The 18,403-nt window shown below is 26.1% G+C and carries 13 protein-coding genes; 4 read left to right on the forward strand and 9 right to left on the reverse strand.

The genetic code is table 11. From position 1 onward, the window contains the following. Positions 1–373 precede the first annotated feature (373 nt). The gene (locus KQY27_RS00270; protein ID WP_342765731.1) at positions 374–1,411 is read right to left on the reverse strand and encodes an aminopeptidase P family protein; all 1,038 of its coding nucleotides are present in this window, start codon (positions 1,409–1,411) and stop codon (positions 374–376) included. A gap of 197 nt (positions 1,412–1,608) precedes the next feature. Then, the gene (locus KQY27_RS00275) at positions 1,609–2,196 is read right to left on the reverse strand and encodes an HIT family protein (RefSeq protein ID WP_224424578.1); all 588 of its coding nucleotides are present in this window, start codon (positions 2,194–2,196) and stop codon (positions 1,609–1,611) included. Positions 2,197–2,537: 341 nt separating this feature from the next. Here KQY27_RS00275 and KQY27_RS00280 point away from each other — a divergent pair, with 341 nt between their 5' ends. From KQY27_RS00280 to larE, 4 genes are all read left to right on the forward strand, one after another. Then, the gene (locus KQY27_RS00280; RefSeq protein ID WP_224424579.1) at positions 2,538–3,176 is read left to right on the forward strand and encodes a site-2 protease family protein; all 639 of its coding nucleotides are present in this window, start codon (positions 2,538–2,540) and stop codon (positions 3,174–3,176) included. 116 nt (positions 3,177–3,292) lie between these two features. Then, positions 3,293–4,582 carry a YcaO-related McrA-glycine thioamidation protein gene (locus KQY27_RS00285; protein WP_224424580.1) on the forward strand — a complete coding sequence of 430 codons (1,290 nt, stop codon included), beginning with the start codon at positions 3,293–3,295 and terminating at the stop codon, positions 4,580–4,582. 144 nt (positions 4,583–4,726) lie between these two features. Beyond that, positions 4,727–5,365 (forward strand): TfuA-related McrA-glycine thioamidation protein, encoded by a 639-nt coding sequence (locus tag KQY27_RS00290; RefSeq protein ID WP_224424581.1) that lies wholly within the window; start codon positions 4,727–4,729, stop codon positions 5,363–5,365. 181 nt (positions 5,366–5,546) lie between these two features. After that, positions 5,547–6,599: an ATP-dependent sacrificial sulfur transferase LarE gene (gene larE, locus KQY27_RS00295; protein ID WP_224424582.1), complete on the forward strand. Its 1,053-nt coding sequence runs from the start codon at positions 5,547–5,549 to the stop codon at positions 6,597–6,599. 129 nt (positions 6,600–6,728) lie between these two features. Here the strand turns inward: larE and KQY27_RS00300 are convergent, their stop codons facing one another. From KQY27_RS00300 to carA, 7 genes are all read right to left on the reverse strand, one after another. Then, complete coding sequence (locus KQY27_RS00300) at positions 6,729–7,157, reverse strand: hypothetical protein (protein WP_224424583.1); 429 nt, start codon at positions 7,155–7,157, stop codon at positions 6,729–6,731. 404 nt (positions 7,158–7,561) lie between these two features. Further along, positions 7,562–8,398, reverse strand: coding sequence for a CBS domain-containing protein (locus KQY27_RS00305; RefSeq protein WP_224424584.1), 837 nt, complete (start codon positions 8,396–8,398; stop codon positions 7,562–7,564). A gap of 286 nt (positions 8,399–8,684) precedes the next feature. Continuing rightward, positions 8,685–9,116, reverse strand: a complete 432-nt coding sequence (locus KQY27_RS00310; RefSeq protein WP_224424585.1) for a universal stress protein — start codon at positions 9,114–9,116, stop codon at positions 8,685–8,687. A 195-nt stretch (positions 9,117–9,311) separates the two neighbouring features. Further along, a complete protein-coding gene (locus KQY27_RS00315) occupies positions 9,312–10,559 on the reverse strand; it encodes an amidohydrolase family protein (protein WP_224424586.1) in 1,248 nt (415 codons plus the stop codon). Positions 10,560–11,102: 543 nt separating this feature from the next. After that, positions 11,103–13,157, reverse strand: coding sequence for an Ig-like domain-containing protein (locus KQY27_RS00320; RefSeq protein ID WP_224424587.1), 2,055 nt, complete (start codon positions 13,155–13,157; stop codon positions 11,103–11,105). Between the two features lie 672 nt (positions 13,158–13,829). Then, positions 13,830–17,027 (reverse strand): carbamoyl-phosphate synthase large subunit, encoded by a 3,198-nt coding sequence (gene carB, locus KQY27_RS00325; RefSeq protein WP_224424588.1) that lies wholly within the window; start codon positions 17,025–17,027, stop codon positions 13,830–13,832. A 17-nt stretch (positions 17,028–17,044) separates the two neighbouring features. Next, positions 17,045–18,151 (reverse strand): glutamine-hydrolyzing carbamoyl-phosphate synthase small subunit, encoded by a 1,107-nt coding sequence (gene carA / locus KQY27_RS00330; protein ID WP_224424589.1) that lies wholly within the window; start codon positions 18,149–18,151, stop codon positions 17,045–17,047. Between the last annotated feature and the right edge of the window lie 252 nt (positions 18,152–18,403).

Raw genomic sequence — 18,403 nt, forward strand, 5'->3', positions numbered from 1 at the left:
TTTTAAACACAAAACATGTAAAACTCAATGAAAAAAGTTCAAAAAAGAGGTTAAAAATCCAAAAACGTATCGTTTAACCTGGGTTAAACGAACTAAAAAAAATACCAATAAAATCATCAAATATATTCGAAAATTGTAATACAATTTTTACTATACAATTTATTTATATAAAAACCTATATAAATATATCGATTTTGTAATATATTTTTTCCTATAAAAATATTGACAAGTAAAATAATAATGAAAATAGTTAATGAAAAATATAAAAAATAAAATAAGATGATATAACTTATAATATAGCTACATTTATCTATTAAATGAAGAAAAAATATATAAAAATAAAATAAACAAAAATAAACAGAATATATATTTATTAAATATTATATGAGAGGTTTCCAATAATTTCTCCTTTATTTTTACCAACAATTATAGTGTCTTCTATTCTAACACCAAATTCTCCTTCTAAATAGATTCCAGGTTCAATAGTTATAACCATATTTTTTTCTAGAATTGTTTGGTCTTTTTTGGAAACACTAGGACTTTCATGAATATCTAAACCTAAACTATGGCCTGTAGAGTGAATAAATTTATCCCCATATCCATACTCCTCAATAATAGATCTAGCTATTTTATCAATTTCACAGACTTTTATCCCTGGTTTTATTCCAGCTATAGCACCATTATATGCTTGAAGAACTATGTCAAAAATCTCTTTTTGTTTTTCGTTTTTATCATCAATCATTGTACGACTTGTATCAGAACAATAACCATTATATTTACTACCCCAATCCATTAATACAATATTACCAAGTTCTTTGTTTTCAGATCTTGCATGAGGAAGAGATGTATTTGGACCAGTAGCTACAATAGTTTCAAATGATTCTTCACTAGCTCCATTACTTCTCATTAAATATCCAAGTTCATAAGCTATTTCCCAGTCAGTTACTTTTTCTTCTTGTTTTTCTCGAATTTCTAGTTCTAAAAATGATTTATGAGCTATTTTTGTTGCGTCTTTTATATTATTTAGCTCATCTTGAAACTTAACCATTCTAGATTTTTCTAAAAAGTCAACAATAGATAAATCCCAATCTTCTTTTTTTGATTTATCAGATTCAAGTTTTTTATATGATGCAATTGGAAGATTTCCTTCAATACCTATCTTTTTGAGTTTTTCTTCTTTAAATACTTGTTTCAAATCCGAAAGAGATTTAAATTCTTTAACAGGTAGATAAGATGTGTTTTCAGCTAGTTCTTTATCCAAAGATGTTGTAAAAATAATAGGATCTTCTTTTAAAAGACAAATTGCAAAACTACTAGGATTATAATTAGAAAGATAATTTATATTATTGAATTGAGCTATAATCATTCCATCATATCTTTCATTATTCATGATTTTTAATACATTATTTATTCTATTATCTACATTTTTTTCAGTAGTTTTACTAGTTTCCAGATTATTTTCATTAATAAGATAATTTTTAGGATTATTTTTCAAAGTAGACACCTTATATAGATTAATAAATATAACTGAATAAATATAAATGATCTTTTAATATTTTAATTAACATAATTTACAAATATACAACAAATATACATCACAGATATACATTATAAATATAAATGATCACTTAATATTTTCATTAGCTTAGTCCGTACATTTTCAGGGATTTTCTTTGTAATAGCTCTTGCAAAGAATCCAAAATCAGGATCATCAAATTCTAAATCTTCAAAAACAACAGGATTTTTATATCTAGGAATAAAATGCCAATGAATATGTGGCATTGGATTATCCTTTCTAAAAACTGAATTTTTCAAACAACTCCAGTTGAATAAATCAGCATTAAATGTTTCTTTATTAGCTAACTCCATAGCTTCAACTAAATATCCAAAATCATCCCATTCTTCAGTTTTTAAGTCTTTAAGATCCCCAACTTCCCTTTTTAAACTTATAACACAAGTTCCCAAATATCTTTGAGAAGGAGCCAAAAATATTTCCCAATATTTTGTTTCACCTATTAAATCTCCATAGCTACTATCAATAGAAAATTCACAAGTTGTAGAATTTTTAGAATTATCCATCTCATTAGATTCAGCAAATCCATTAAATTCCTCAGGTTCATCATGTTCATTGGATTTACTGGATTTTTTAAACTTATTTGATTTATCTCCATTTGATTTATTGATAATATTATCCATATTAATATATTGGAATCGATAATATTAGTATTTTAGGATTTTAATGATTATATTTTATGATTTCATTGATTATATATAAATTTTATATAAAAAATATAATTAAATATCAGAATATAATTGAATATATATGAATATTTTTATATAAAGAATTTAATTGAATATCAGAATATTTATGAATATATAAATATATATGAATATGAAGAAATTTTTATAAAATGATGTAATTTTGTAAATTAATAATAATATCAATTATAATTAAATTCAACAAAATATAATCCAATCAAAAAAGTAGTATAATAATTACAAAAAATATATAACCCTTAAGTATCAATGATAATAACATGTTTAAATTTAGTTCTAATGAAATAAGAGACTTATTCATATCATTCTTTGTTATATCATTAGCCTTTTCAATACTTTATTCACGCTTAGATGTTACAGCACTGATTAATATATTGCCTATGGTTATGGTAGGAGTTGGTTTAGGTTTCATACTTCATGAAATAGCTCATAAGATAACAGCTATGAGATATGGATATTGGGCAGAATATAAAACTTGGACCCCTGGTTTATTTGTTGCTTTAATTAGTTCAGCATTTGGATTTATATTTGCAGCCCCAGGAGCAGTTCATATTTATGGCCAGTATATGACTGACCGTGAAAATGGAATAATATCTATAGCTGGACCTTTAACAAATATATTATTATCACTGATATTTTTAGCTGTAGCTCTTTGGTTAGGAATGACTAATCCAGGATTATTTAGTCCAATAATAGCAAGTCCAGAATGGGTAACTATATTGTTCGAAACTAGTATGCTTGGTTTCTCAATTAATGCGTTTTTAGCATTGTTCAATTTAATACCATTCAGTATTTTAGATGGTGCTAAAATATTTAGATGGAATCCTTTAATCTGGTTATCAGTAGCTGCAGTAGCAGGAATAATGGTTTATTTCTCATTTACAGGAGTTTTCTTTTAATAAATATTTTTATTTTTTTATTTTTATGAATTTTTAATTGTATGAATTATTAATATATTATATAAATTATTTAAATTATAAATTATATTAAATCCATAATTAATAATGGAGATAAAATGTTTTCTGATATTCCAATTCACTATTTTTCATGTACCCATCGAGCTATCGAACCTTCTGAAACATTAGCTAAATATGAAAATAAGCTAAAAATTGCAGGTATAACTCGTATTACAGACATAACTTATTTAGATAGAGTAGGAATTCCTGTTTTTTCAGCTATTAGGCCAACTGCACAATATGGCGGAGTGAGCATATATGCTGGAAAAGGGGCTGAAGAAGAACAAGCAAAAGTATCAGCTATGATGGAAGGATTTGAAAGATATTCTGCTGAAAAACAAGAGATAGATGAAACTAATTCAAAAATAGCTACTGTTCAAGAAATGAATAATGAAAAATTTATTCATCCTAATGACTTAATTTTATCAAATGAAGTTAAAGATTTAGATTTTGAAAAAGAAAATAAGTTAGAATGGACTTCAGCTACAGACATATTTAGTGAAGAAGAATATTATATCCCATCCAATGCCATTTATCACCCATATATTCCAAAAAATAACTCTAAATATGTTCAAAACAATTCAAATTCTGTAAAAAATGAGGATGATGGTGCAACTGCTATTTTTAAAGGAAATACAAATGGATTAGCTTCTGGAAATGTTTTAGAAGAAGCAGTTCTTCATGGAACCTTAGAAGTGATTGAAAGAGATGCATGGAGTATTTTTGAGCTAACAAAGAAAAATAAACGAGAAATAGCTATAGATACTATAGAAAATCCATTGATTAATAGTCTACTTGAAAAGTTCAAAAAAGAATCTATTGATATAAAAATTATGGATTTAACAGCTGATATTGATATTCCAACTATTGCAGCTACAGCTGATGACACTATACTTCAAGATCCTGCATTACTAACTCTTGGAGTTGGAACACACTTAAATCCTGAGATTGCAGTTCTTAGAGCTTTAACTGAAGTTGCACAGAGCAGAGCTACTCAAATTCATGGAACAAGGGAAGATACATCTCGGGCTGTTTTCATGCGAAAAGCTGGATATATCCGTATGAAAAAAATCAATAGTCATTATTTTGATGATGAAGCTGAAGAAGATATAATTGATATTGCAGATATAGAAGATAAAAGCACAAAATCCCTTAAAAAAGATATAGAAATAACTTTAAATGAATTAAAATCCAATGGAATAGAAAAAGTTCTTTTTAAAGACTTGACAAGAAAAGAAATTGGAATACATGTGGTTAGGGTTGTCATTCCTGGAACTGAAACTTATGCAATAGATCACGATAGATTAGGAAAACGTTGGATTGATTATGAAAAAAGGTCTGATCTATAAATAATATACTTAATGAAAAAATTCAATTAAAGATATAATGAATAAAACAAGAAATTCAAATAAATAATATAATCTATAATCTAATAATTTAATAATCTAATAATCTAAATTAATTAAACAATAAATCATAAACAAAAAGATATAATGAATGAAAAAAAGATAATAATATTTACTGGACCTTCTTTATCTGTTGAAGAAGCATCTAAAATATTAAATGCCGATTACAGAAAACCTGTTAAAAGAGGAGACATATTAACTGCTATTAACGATTCTCCAGATATTATTGGGATAATTGACGGAGTATTCCATCAAAATCCAGCAGTTGGACATAAAGAAATCCTTGAAGCTATGAATAAAGGAATAATTGTAGTTGGTGGATCAAGTATGGGTGCACTTAGAGCTTCTGAGTTAAATGATTTAGGAATGATTGGAATAGGTTATGTTTATAATGAATATGCAAATGGGAATATTGAATCTGATGATGATGTAGCCATAACATTTGACAGTTTTACTGGAGAACCTGTGTCTGAAGCTCTTGTTAATATTGATTATAACCTTAATAAAGCTATCGAAAAAGATATTATAACTAGTGATGAAAAAAATGAGATAATTTCTATAGCTAAATCCATTTACTATCCAAATAGAACTTATCATAATATTTTAAATAAATCTAATCTTGATGAAAATAAAAAAAAGGAATTAACAGATTTTATTGTGAAAAGTGTTGATATTAAAAAACAAGATGCAATAGCTGTTTTAGAATATATTAAAAATTTAATTTAATATTATATTTAATTAAAATAGATTTAATAATAAATCTAATATTAAATCTAATATAAACCAATAGAATCTAATATGAATCTTATATTAACCTAATATAAAATCTAATATGAATCTAATATGAACCTAAAATTAACTTAATATTACCTAATATGAATCTAATACCTATATTAAATGTGATATAATGGATTTTGATGAAAAGATTGAAAAAGTTGAAAATATAATGAGAGGTAAAAATATAGTTATAGCCTTTTCAGGAGGAGCAGACAGCACAATGGTTACATATATCGCAAATAAGGTAGCCAATAAGTGTTTAGCTATTACTTTCAATAATGAAATAATGCCTACAACTTTTTTAGCTGATGCTAAAAGAATAGCAAAATCCATAGGGATCAAACATGAAATTATTGACCAAAATTTTCTAGAGATAGATAAATTTAAAGAAAATAAGTCTGATCGATGTTATCTTTGTAGAAATATAATGTATTCTAATATTAAAAAATCAGCAAATGAAAATGGTTATGAAACAATAGTAGATGGAACTAATATAAGTGATTTACTTGAAGATAGACCTGGAATAATGGTAAATTACGAAAATAATATTTTAAGCCCATTAGTAAATGCTGGAATTGAAAAAGAAGAAGTAATTGAATTTTTAAATAAAAATAATATAGAATATTCTAAATCTACAACCTGTTTAGCAACTCGAATAAAAACTGGTGAAGAAATAACTGGAAAAAAAATAAATAGAATAAAATATGCAGAAGATTTACTTAAAAACCTAACAAAAGATGATACTCTCAGAGTTAGAGATATTTCAAATACTGCTCAAATCGAAACAGAAAATATAGATCCTCTTCTTAACAAAAAAACATTACAATTAATTGAAAGTGAATTAAAAGCTGTTAATTTTGAAAAAATTACTTTAGATGTTGGAACTAGTAGTTCTGAAAAAAAAGAAATAGTAATTTACAAACCATGTAAAGATGAAGCAAACAAAATAATGTTTGAAAATGAACTTCCATATAAAATAGACATCTCAAAAACTTGTCCAAACCTTGAAAATTTAGGAAAATTAAAATGTTCTGAAAAAATGGGAGTAGCTATGATAGATATTGATGGAAAAAATATAACTCTTTTCGAAAATGGAAAAATAGTAGCTCGTAAAGTAAAAGATAAAGAAGATGCTCAAAATATTTTAATAAAGGTTTTACCATTAATTCGAAGAGTGATATAAAAATTTAGAATAAATAGAAAATAAATAAAAACTAAGTAAAATACTAAATAAAATAAATTGTATTTTAGTATGAAAAAAGAATTATAATAAGGAATATATTTTTAAAAAGTAAATCTTAAAAAACAAATTTCAAGAAATAAACTCTTTTTGAATAGTTTCATTTACTTTTCTTCTGAAGCTAGTCATTTTAGATACAGCTCCTCTATTATCAATACCTTCAAAATTAATTGAGTTTCCTACTAATTCTAATTCTACGTCATCAGCTCTTACTTCTATTATATCAATGGATAAAATAGAAGATTCTTCTAAATCATCATTAGACTCAATGTTGAATTTTACAGTGAGTTTTTTAAAGTCATATACTTGGGCTAAAGACCTTTTTATTACAGTCCCTAAAAGCTCTAAAAATTTTTCAACAAAAGGTAAATTATTTCTCCAATAATATCCTAAGACTAATTTTAACTGAATGTCATGTTCAGCAACTTGATGATTATATTTAGCTACTAATATTATAACATTGTTGTTGGCTTTAATTATCAGTGAAGGTTTAATTTCCATGATAATAATTTTGTAATTAATAGTAAATAATACTTTCTAATATTCTATGGTTTTTCAATATTTCAACTAATAAATATCTATAGTATATAAATATGTTATTATAGAGTTCGAATTATATTATTTTAACATTATCTATTATTAGTTGATATTCTTAATGAAATATTTTATTAATTTTAATATTAATTTTAATTATATCAAAAAATATTTTTAATATCTCTAATATATAAAATCAGTGAAAATATTATAAAAATATAAAAAAGTATTTTATAAATAATATTGTGTAAAAAATAACTATATAAAAAATATATAAGAAATTATAGAAATATTTTATAAAAAATATTATGTAAAAAATAATATAAAAAGAATATTATATAAAAAATAGATAAATAATTAATAAAAAGAAATTATTCAATAAGAGCTCCAAGTAAGTCATTAGCTCTTAATAAACCAACTAATTCTCCTTCAATACCAGTAACAGGAATTTGTTCAATATTTTTAGATCTCATTTTCTTTGCACAGTCTGAAACTTTTGTTTTTGTGTTAACTGTAGCTACTTGCAAAGTTGAAACATCTTTAACTACTTTATCAGAGAATTTAAGATGATTTTTTTCTACATAAAGAACACTAGTACTATCCCAAGACCATTTGTCCCCTTCTGTACCTACAGTAGAATTATGAACACTTGTTTCAGATACGACTTCACTTTCATTAATAAAATCAGTTTCAGTGAGAATTCCACTCATTTTAGCATCATTATTTAAAGCAACAACACATTTAAGATTAAAGAATTGCATTACTTCAAAAGCAACATTGAGAGGAGTTTGTTCCCAAGTTGTTGGTACGTTTTTGATCATATAATCTTCAACAGGAATATTAATTTCCATTTCAGAAATAGCTAAAGCAACAATATCATAAGAAGTTACTATTCCAACTAAATCTCCATCTTTAACAACAGGAACTCTTCTAATATTATTCTCCATCATTTTAGAAGCTACTTCAGATACATTATCATCTAATTCTGCAGTTACAATATCTCTTGACATAATAAGAGCTATTTGTTCTTCATCAGGATTTCCAATTAAGTCAGACCTAGTTAATATTCCGATTAATTCTTTCGTTCCTTCTTTAGTAACTGGTAACCCAGAAACTTTCTGTTTTCTCATTATTTCTAAAGCTTTTTCACGGTTTCCAGGAACAGAAACATGAACTGGATTTTTAGAAACTATCTTTTTTATTAACATGATAAACACCTTTTAAATAAATAATAATAAATCATATTTGTTAAAACATACGGATCTAGATTTTAAACCATTCAGAAGCATAAATATAGTTTATAAATATAATTTAATAAAATTCAACATAATTTTATACAATTTAAATGTTAAAATAATAAAATTAGAATTTATAATATAATTTAATAATAATATTATAAAATAACATTATAATAATATATAAATTCTTAAATAATTATAAAATTACGAAAACGATACTTTTTTATAATGATATGGACGTTAAATAGAATTAGCCCTAATAAACAACTAAAACTGAGCATCGAGCAGCTTTAACAACTTTTTCTGCTACACTACCCATTATAAATCTATCAAAGCCACTTTTTCCAGAGCTACCCATAACAATTAAATCAATATTTTCTTTTTCAATTGTATCTAAAATAACATCTGCAGGAGAACCTTCAGCAACTTTTAATGTTATTTTAACATCACTATCAGAGTCATCTTTCATTTTTTCAACTTTTTCAAGATTTTTCTCTGTTTCTTTTTTAAGCATTTGATTTATCTGAAATACCGTATCATCAGAAGGAAGTCCTATAGAAAAACTTGTTTCAATAACACTTAGAGCTATTATTTCTGCCCCACTTGCCTCTGCAAGAAACAGAGCGTGTTTTTCAGCTTTTTCTGCAAACTTTGAACCATCAGTAGGTAATAGAATTCTCTTATACATTTTATCCCTCTCACAGATTATAATTTATATACAAAAGTTTTAAATTTACTTAAATATCTAATAATATGTTGATTTTAAATTTTTAAGATTATATGTTAATATTTTGAAATTCTATCCCTCAATAGTCCTAGGATAGTTTTTATAAATATTAGCTAGTTAATAAAATAAATAACAATTTAACCAATAAAATATTTGTCAATTATAACATACTAATTTATCTTTGTTCATTACACATATTATATCTTTCGTTTCAGATCTATTAATCAAACTAAGATAAGGATTTTTTGATAATTTTTTAACTATAAATAACTGTGCAAAATTGTCTTTTTCAATGGTTAACTTGTTAATTTTTGTTTTAAAATCATTTTTAGCCATAATTTTTTCTTTATTACTATTATCCCCATAATTCAGATTATTATCAAGATCAATATTATTATTTAATGAACCAGCAATACATACATTTGTTGTAGCCATTTTAAGGATATCTTTAGGTGCTATATATTCCTTATAGAATGCTTTCATGATCTTTAAAGTATATTCTAACTCTCTAAAAATATTAGGAGAGTTTATCATTATATTATCTGTTCCTATTAGAGGTTTTATTCCTTTTTTAAAAATTTCCATTAGTGGAGGAATTCCTACAGAAAATGCACCATTAGAACGAGGACATAAAACAACATTTTTGTTATTTTTAGAAATTAAATCTAAATCATCATTTAAAGGAGAAGTAATATGAACTATCTGATTAAATCCTGCTTCAACTGCTTTTTGAATTTCAGTTTTTCCAGTATTATTTAAAGAATCTTTTTGTAGAGCTTCATATTCTCCTGCATGAATTGAAGATAATTTTCCTTTCTTTTTACATTCAGAAACAATTAAAAAAGCAACTTCATCACTTATTTCACCAAAACCACTTGGAGCGATACCATCTGAAACTTTAAGAATTTTTTTAATAGCTATTTTAACTTTAGATAAGTTAGGGTCTTCATCATAAAAACTATCATCTCTTCCAAGAATGATTGGATTTATTGGAATATCTTTAGCAGCTTTTTTAAGTAAGTTAACTCCTTTTAATCCCCCTTCTCGATAATCAATAAAGTGAGTTGTTCCAGTTTCAAGCATATTCCACATAGTTTCTTTCATAGAATCAATTAAATCTTTATCTGAAGATTTTTCAAGTTCAAGATGTTTTAATCCATTCGGAGGTTTGACAATTTCATCAATAGATTTTCCATCTCCAATATCTTTTATAATAGAGTCTCCAATGTGAGTATGAGCATTCAAAAAACTGGGACAAACTATACAGTCAGTAGCATCAATAATTTCTCCTTCCACAACATCATTAGAAATTTCAATTATTCTACCATTATCAATTAAGATGTTTGTGTTTTTAGCTATTAAATCTGGACCAAATAATACTGTTCCATTAGATATTGTTATCATTAGAGATATTATGTTTAATCTTATATTTATTATTTAGTAAAAATAGATATTCTATTAAAATTCGATGCTTTAAATATTTTAAATATTCTAGATATTCTAGATATTTAGATATTCTATATATCCTATATATTCTAGATATTTTTAAATATTTTATAAAATTTTTAATAAAATAATTAATTTAATTTTAATTAAAGCTATTTAATGTTAATAAAATAATGAATTTAAAGCTATTAAAAAAGAAACTAATGCTTTTAACTTTAAAAGTTAAAATTTAAAATAAATTTAGGAGTTTTAGATTAAAATTAAGATCATTTAATTTATAGAAATTATAATCTGTTTTAAAAATAAATCTAAAACTCCCATTTTCAATTTATTAAATTTTTCTATTCAATAAAAGCTTACCATAAAAATCTTAGAACTATGAAAATTTAAACTATTAAATTTAAATTTAGAACTAAAGAATTTTAGAACTAAAAATCCTAGATACCTAAGGTCTTATATAGTACTTATTGAAAAGTCAAAAAGCTAGTTAATATTAAATATTTAAAAATTAACTACTTTTAAATTGTTTTTATAGGATATTTCATTCATTGTTTTCTTAGGATTTACAAAGAAACATTCTTTTTTACAATATTTATGTAAAGCTCTGTCAGGATAATATTTAACAATGAGTGTTATCTTTTTACCTGAACTAATAGCTTTCACTTTAGCATATTTGGATTTAATTACCTTTCCATGTCTAACATGCCAAAATTTTAAAGTAGTAGCTTTTGATTTTAAACTTCCAAAGTTTGCAATAGTTACTTTGTATGCAGCTATTTTTTTATTTGAGGTTTTAACTTTTTTGATTGAAGTAATAGCTAAATCTACTTTTGCTTTAATAGTTTGGGTGCTAGTTGCAGTAGATGACTGATAGTTAGAATCTCCTGCATAATTAAATCTGACTTTAAATTTTCCAGCTTTTAAACCAGAAACTTGTAAAGTAGCTATTCCTTTACTGTTAGTAGTGACAATATAAGTTTTTCCATTGATGTTTATAGAAATTTTCTTACCTGATAACGCTTTACCTGCTGAATTTTTGATTGCAGCTTTAATAGTAGTTTTTTTACCTTCATAAATTGTAGGTGTAGAAATACTTAAACTTGTTTTATTTTTAATAATTATAGATAAACTTACTACTGGATTATCATTATTATCATTACTTATTGCAAAATTATTAGAAATAGCTGTTAGTTTAATTGTAAAAATTTCAGATATTCTTGCATCAGATATATTTTTAATAATTACACCATTATTTTTTATTATAGCTTCAAATTTAGGTAAATTAAGAACACCAGTATTGTCATTAGTACCATTTAAGACTAGATAGTATCTAAGACCAATAGTATCACCTATTTTTTTATCCTTAAGAATAGTGGTATTTGTAAGTTTAGCTATATAATAATTATTTACAACAATATTAGAATCATATTTGTTGTTACCCCACCAATTATAATCAATATTAGGATTGCCCCCTGAACTATTATTGAAATATAAAGCAGATTTATCATTATTATTATCAATTATACTATTGTAATTAACAGTTATATTTCCTCCATAAACATAGATAGTGGTATTTATATTATCTAAAAATGTAGATCCAATCACTTTTAAATTATCTACAGCATATATAGCTCCACCATTAATAGCACCATTATTTGTAAAATTACAATCTTTAATATTTAAACCACATCTATCATCATCTTTATATATAGCTCCACCACCCCAAGAACCACCTATATTATTATCAAATTTAGTGTTTGTAATCTCTAACAATGAATCTCTAGTTTGATATATGGCTCCTGCAGCATTTGCTCCATAATTTTTAATAAAGTTAGTATTATCAATTGTTACATTTCCACCATAAACATACAATGCTCCTGCACTGTGATCAGCTGTATTTTCAATGAAATTACAGTTATCTATTATTAATGTTCCAGCAACAATCCTCATAGCACCAGAACGAAGAGCACTGTTATTTGTGAAATTAGTATTTTTAATTGTAAAACTTCCACTATCTTGATGAATAGCTCCAGAATATGTATCTGTAGTTGTGAAATTTGCTTTATTCCTATCAAAAACACAATTATTTATATTTACAATTCCTGAAACTGAATAAATCGCTCCTCCTTTTCTCGCAGTATTATTTGAAAAAACTGAATTTTGTATATCAAGTGTTCCTCCATTATTAAAGATTACTCCCCCATTAACAGTAGTATTTGCATTAATAAATGTAATATTAATAAATCTTACATTAACATTACCATTTATAACAAATATTTGACCACTATTTTTTGCATCAATTATAACATCTTTAGTTGGACCATTACCTCTTATTGTTATGTTTTTACTTATAGTAATTTTATTGTCTTTTCCTATTTTATTATAAACTCCAGGATCCAAATAAAGAGTACCTCCATCTTCTGTGGCTGTTATGCCACCACTTATACCATCATTAGAATTACTATTTATTGTAGTTGCAGAAACAGCTTGTAAACTACAAATAAATAACAATATTGCTACTAAAATGGTAACCTTCAATAGCTTTTTGCTATGCATTTAATCACTCCTATAATTTATTTTTTTTTAGATTAATTAAGAACAAAAAGAAATATAGTTATTAATATAATGCGAATAATAACGAATCTCTGAGTTTCTTCTTTATTAATCAGAAAAAACCCTAAATTCAAATTAATATTACGTAAAATATTTTCTAACTTTAAAATAATGATATTCTCTAAAAAAATAACTGGAGTTTTTTCTCATTAATAAGGAAGAATTATAGGAGTGTTTTGAATATAATTTATTTATTAGTAAATAATAATATTATATTGTGCATAATAAATATTATTATAATAAGATTTATTATAGAATCTATTATATATAAAGTTAATTAAGATATAGAAAACATTAATATGTCAATAAAAAGTAAATACATGCTCAATTTTTCAATATTCTGTTTTTCTAAATATTAATAAATAATAATAAAAATAATATTAATAATAGTAATAATTTTAATAATAGTAATAATAATATTGAAAATAAAATAATAAAATAAGACGATAAAATAAAATAATAAAGAGAAGTAACAAAATATAACGTTAAAAAGTAAAAATATTAATTTATTAAGTAATTGAACTTAAAAAAATAAAAATAAGAATTATACAATAATAATAAAAAATTATAGAAAATTAAAATAAAAAATAATAAAAGTAAGAATTAGTGAATATATCATTTATTTTCTTCAATATATTCATCTAAAGCTTTAACTTTTAATTCACTATTTTTAATAGCTTCAATAGCATTTAGAGCAGCTCTAGCACCAGCTAATGTAGTAACATAAGGAAGTCCAAGTTCAATAGCTAAACGTCTAATTTTGTAACCATCAGCTGCAGAAACTTTTCCAGAAGGAGTATTGATAATCATATCGACTTTTTTAGCTAATATCTTATCACTAACATTTGGAGAATCTTGACTTATTTTACTAATTTCCTCAATATCAACACCATCAACAGCTCTTGCAGTTCCTGGAGTAGCTATTAATTTAAATCCAAGTTCAGCAGCTTTTTCAGTTATATCTTGAATTTTAGATTTATCTTCATCTTTTACACTGATGAAAATAGTTCCTTCTTTAGGTAAATCCATATTAGCAGATAATTGAGACTTATAGAAAGCAAGACCAAAGTTTTCATCAATTCCCATACTTTCACCAGTAGATTTCATTTCAGGACCTAAAATTGTATCTGCTTCAGGTAACTTTAAAAATGGGAAAACAGACTCTTTGACAGCTACATGATTGATTTTAATCTCATCAGTTAATCCAAAGTCTTTTAATTTTTTACCAATAATTAATAATGCTGCAATTTTAGCTAAAGGTTGACCAATAGCTTTACTTACAAATGGAATTGTTCTACTTGCTCGAGGATTAGCTTCGATAATATAAACCTTACCTTTTCTACCTTCATCCTCTTCATCTAACTTTACAGCATATTGAATATTCATAAGCCCAATAACATCAAGTTCAATAGCTAATTTCCTGGAATAATCACGAATTACATCAAGAACTTCTTCAGGAATTGTTTGAGGAGGTATTACACAAGCAGAATCTCCAGAATGAACTCCTGCTTCTTCGATATGTTCCATTATTCCCCCAATGAAAACATCTTCACCATCGGATAATATATCAACATCAACTTCAACAGCATCTTCTAGAAATTTATCAACTAAAATAGGATGTTCTGGAGAAACCTTCACAGCTTCTTCCATATATTCTTTAAGCTCATAATCATCATAAACTATTTCCATAGCCCTTCCACCAATAACATAGGAAGGTCTGACAAGAACTGGGAAACCTATTTTTTTGGCTGCATCTCTTGCATCAGAAAATGACATAGCTAATCCATAAGGAGCTTGAGGAATATTTAATTTATTGAGAACTTCAGTGAATCTTTCTCTGTCTTCAACTCTATCAATACTTTCATAAGGAGTACCAAGTATTTCAACCCCAGCATTAGCTAAAGGAACAGCTAAATTAATAGAAGTTTGTCCACCAAATTGAACTACTACCCCTTCTGGTTTTTCTTTTTCGACAATAGCCATAACATCTTCAAAAGTCAATGGTTCAAAGAAAAGCTTATCAGAAATATCATAATCAGTACTTACAGTTTCAGGATTATTATTTATTATTATAGTTTCAATTCCCTCATCTTTAAGAGCTAAACTTGAGTGAACACAGCAATAATCAAATTCAATACCTTGACCAATTCTAATCGGTCCTGCACCAAGAATAATTATTTTACGTTTGTCAGAAACTTTAAGTTCATCTCCACCATCATAACTACTATAGTAATAAGGAGTTTTAGCTTCAAATTCTGCAGCACAAGTATCTACCATTTTATAGGAAGGTTTAATATCGTGTTCTTTTCCAATTGTTCTAACTTCTTCTTCATCAATTCCTGCAATTTGAGCTAAAGTAGCATTTGAAAAACCCATTTTTTTAGCTTCTAAAAAGAAATCTTTATCTTTTAAAGATTCCAGATTAATTTCATCTTCAAAATCAACAATTTTTTTAATTTTATTTAAGAAGAATGTATCAATATTTGTAAGTTTTTGAAGTTTACTTAAAGGCATTCCCATCTTTAATGCAGCATAAATTTGGAATAATCTTTCATCAGTAGGATTTTTTAAATCATCTTTACTAAAGTCAATTTCTTCAAATCCATAAAGGCCAATATCAAGAGAACGAATAGCTTTATGAAGAGCTTCTTCTATGGTTCTTCCAATAGACATTACTTCTCCAGTAGATTTCATTTGAACTCCAATTTTCCTATTTATACCTTTAAATTTATCAAATGGCCATCTTGGAACTTTTGATACTACATAATCAATAGCTGGTTCAAAGGATGCGGGAGTTTCTTTAGTAATATCATTTTGAATTTCATCAAGAGTCATTCCAATAGCTATTTTTGAGGATATTTTAGCTATAGGATATCCAGTTGCCTTAGATGCCAATGCACTACTTCTACTTACTCTTGGATTAACTTCAATAACTTTATATTCACTAGTGATAGGATTAACTGCAAATTGGATATTACATCCACCTTCAATTCCCAGAGCTCTTATAATCTTAATTGAAGCATCCCTTAATTGCTGTGCTTCAATATCATTAAGGTTTTGAGCAGGCGCAACAACAATACTTTCACCAGTATGGATTCCCATTGGATCAATGTTTTCCATACTACAAATAATTATACAAGTATCGTTTTTATCCCTCATAACTTCATATTCAAATTCTTTCCATCCGAGAACAGATTCATCAATAAGAACTTGACCTATAAAACTCATATCAAGACCATGAGAAGCAATTTCAATGAGTTCTTCTTTGTTATTAGCTACTCCCCCACCAGTACCTCCTAAAGTAAAAGCCGGCCTTACAATAACGGGGAAACCAATTTCTTCAACTGCTTCAAGAGCTTTATCAACAGATTCAACTGCGTGACATTTAGGAATTGGTTCATTTAGTTTATTCATGAAATTTCCAAACAAATCCCTATCCTCTACATCTTTAATAGTTTTAACAGAAGACCCTATAACTTTTATCCCATCAAGTGCACCTATTTCATCTAAACCAGTAGCTATATTTAGTCCAGTTTGCCCCCCCATAGTTGGGAGAATTGCATCAACTTGCTCTTTTTCAATGATTTTAGCTACAATGGAAGGAGTAAGAGGTTCCACATAAACTTTATCTGCCATATCCATATCAGTTTGAATAGTAGCAGGATTACTGTTAATGAGAACAGTTTCAATTCCCTCTTCTCTTATTGATTTACAAGCCTGAGATCCCGAATAATCAAACTCGGCTGCTTGTCCTATTTGAATCGGCCCGGAACCGATTATAAGCACTTTTTTAATATCCTTATCAATTGGCATCTATAATCCTCATTTCTTTAATAATCATCCATCATTTCTTTAAATTTATCAAATATAAAGCTCGTATCATTTGGACCAGGCCCTGCTTCAGGATGGTATTGTACACAATGAAGAGGTAATTCTTCATGGGAAAATCCTTCTGGAGTATTATCATTAAGATTAACTTGAGTTAATTTTAATGGTGTGTCCTTTAGAGACTCAGTATCAATAGTGAAACCATGGTTTTGAGAAGTTATAAAGACTTTACCAGATTCAAGGTCTTTAACTGGTTGATTAGCTCCTCTATGGCCAAATTTCATCTTATATATTTTTGCTCCAAATGATTTAGCTATAATCTGTTGACCCATGCAAATTCCAAAAATAGGGAGCCTATTTGATATTTTTTGCATAGTATCAATTGTTTCTGTAACTCTTTCAGGATTTCCAGGACCACAAGAAATCATTAAACCATCTATATCATAATCCAGAATTGTTTTATAGTCAGTATCATATGGGAAAAGAACTACTCCAATATCTCTTTTCAAAAATCCATTGATTATATTTCTCTTTACACCACAATCAATGATAGCAGCCTTTTGTTTTTTGTTTTCACCAAATGTTATAATTTCTTTAGTTGAAACTTGAGGAACTAAATCCATATCTACAATACTTAGTTGATTTTTTGCTTGGGCTATTAATTCACTATCCTCAATTTCTTCAGTAGTTATAGCACATTTCATTGCTCCTTTTTCACGAATTTTAATTGTAAGATCTCTTGTATCAATTCCACTTATTCCTGGAATTTTAAATTCCTTTAAAAACTCATCTAATGTTTTTTGTGAAGAATACATAGACGGTTCCTTACAAAGTTCCCTTACAATATATCCCTCAACTTGAATCTTTCCAGATTGATACCATTCTTCACTTACACCATAATTTCCTTGAAGAGGATAAGTTGACATCATGATTTGACCTTTAAATGAAGGATCCGTCAATCCTTCAACATATCCAGTCATTCCAGTTGAAAAAACAATCTCACCAGTAGCTGTTGTTTCATGGCCAAATCCTTCACCTTTAATTATAGTTCCATCCTCTAAAGCTATTTTAGCAGTAGGATTATCAGAATTTTTGACTCCCTTTTCCATTAAATCACCATATTGAAGATATAAATAATTCAATTCAATGTATTTTATTAATTCAATATATTTATTGAATTTTATTAAATTATATTAAATTATATTAATTTTATTTATTAATTATGAAATTATCTTAATTTAGATAAAATATTAATATTCATAAAATATTCTACATAACATATTCTCATAAAATATTCTAACATAATATTATTCTAACATTATATTATCCTATCTTATTTTTTAATTATATATCTAAAATAC

Source organism: Methanobrevibacter sp. TMH8, from assembly GCF_020148105.1.
Classification (GTDB): Archaea; Methanobacteriota; Methanobacteria; order Methanobacteriales; family Methanobacteriaceae; genus Methanobinarius.

Bases quoted from the DNA above. Each gene is read 5' to 3' on its own strand.
- KQY27_RS00275 (WP_224424578.1), bottom strand. From the start codon at position 2,196: ATGGATAATATTATCAATAAATCAAATGGAGATAAATCAAATAAGTTT.
- KQY27_RS00280 (WP_224424579.1), top strand. From the start codon at position 2,538: ATGTTTAAATTTAGTTCTAATGAAATAAGAGACTTATTCATATCATTC.
- KQY27_RS00285 (WP_224424580.1), top strand. From the start codon at position 3,293: ATGTTTTCTGATATTCCAATTCACTATTTTTCATGTACCCATCGAGCT.
- KQY27_RS00290 (WP_224424581.1), top strand. From the start codon at position 4,727: ATGAATGAAAAAAAGATAATAATATTTACTGGACCTTCTTTATCTGTT.
- larE (WP_224424582.1), top strand. From the start codon at position 5,547: ATGGATTTTGATGAAAAGATTGAAAAAGTTGAAAATATAATGAGAGGT.
- KQY27_RS00300 (WP_224424583.1), bottom strand. From the start codon at position 7,157: ATGGAAATTAAACCTTCACTGATAATTAAAGCCAACAACAATGTTATA.
- KQY27_RS00305 (WP_224424584.1), bottom strand. From the start codon at position 8,398: ATGTTAATAAAAAAGATAGTTTCTAAAAATCCAGTTCATGTTTCTGTT.
- KQY27_RS00310 (WP_224424585.1), bottom strand. From the start codon at position 9,116: ATGTATAAGAGAATTCTATTACCTACTGATGGTTCAAAGTTTGCAGAA.
- KQY27_RS00315 (WP_224424586.1), bottom strand. From the start codon at position 10,559: ATGATAACAATATCTAATGGAACAGTATTATTTGGTCCAGATTTAATA.
- KQY27_RS00320 (WP_224424587.1), bottom strand. From the start codon at position 13,157: ATGCATAGCAAAAAGCTATTGAAGGTTACCATTTTAGTAGCAATATTG.
- carB (WP_224424588.1), bottom strand. From the start codon at position 17,027: ATGCCAATTGATAAGGATATTAAAAAAGTGCTTATAATCGGTTCCGGG.
- carA (WP_224424589.1), bottom strand. From the start codon at position 18,151: ATGGAAAAGGGAGTCAAAAATTCTGATAATCCTACTGCTAAAATAGCT.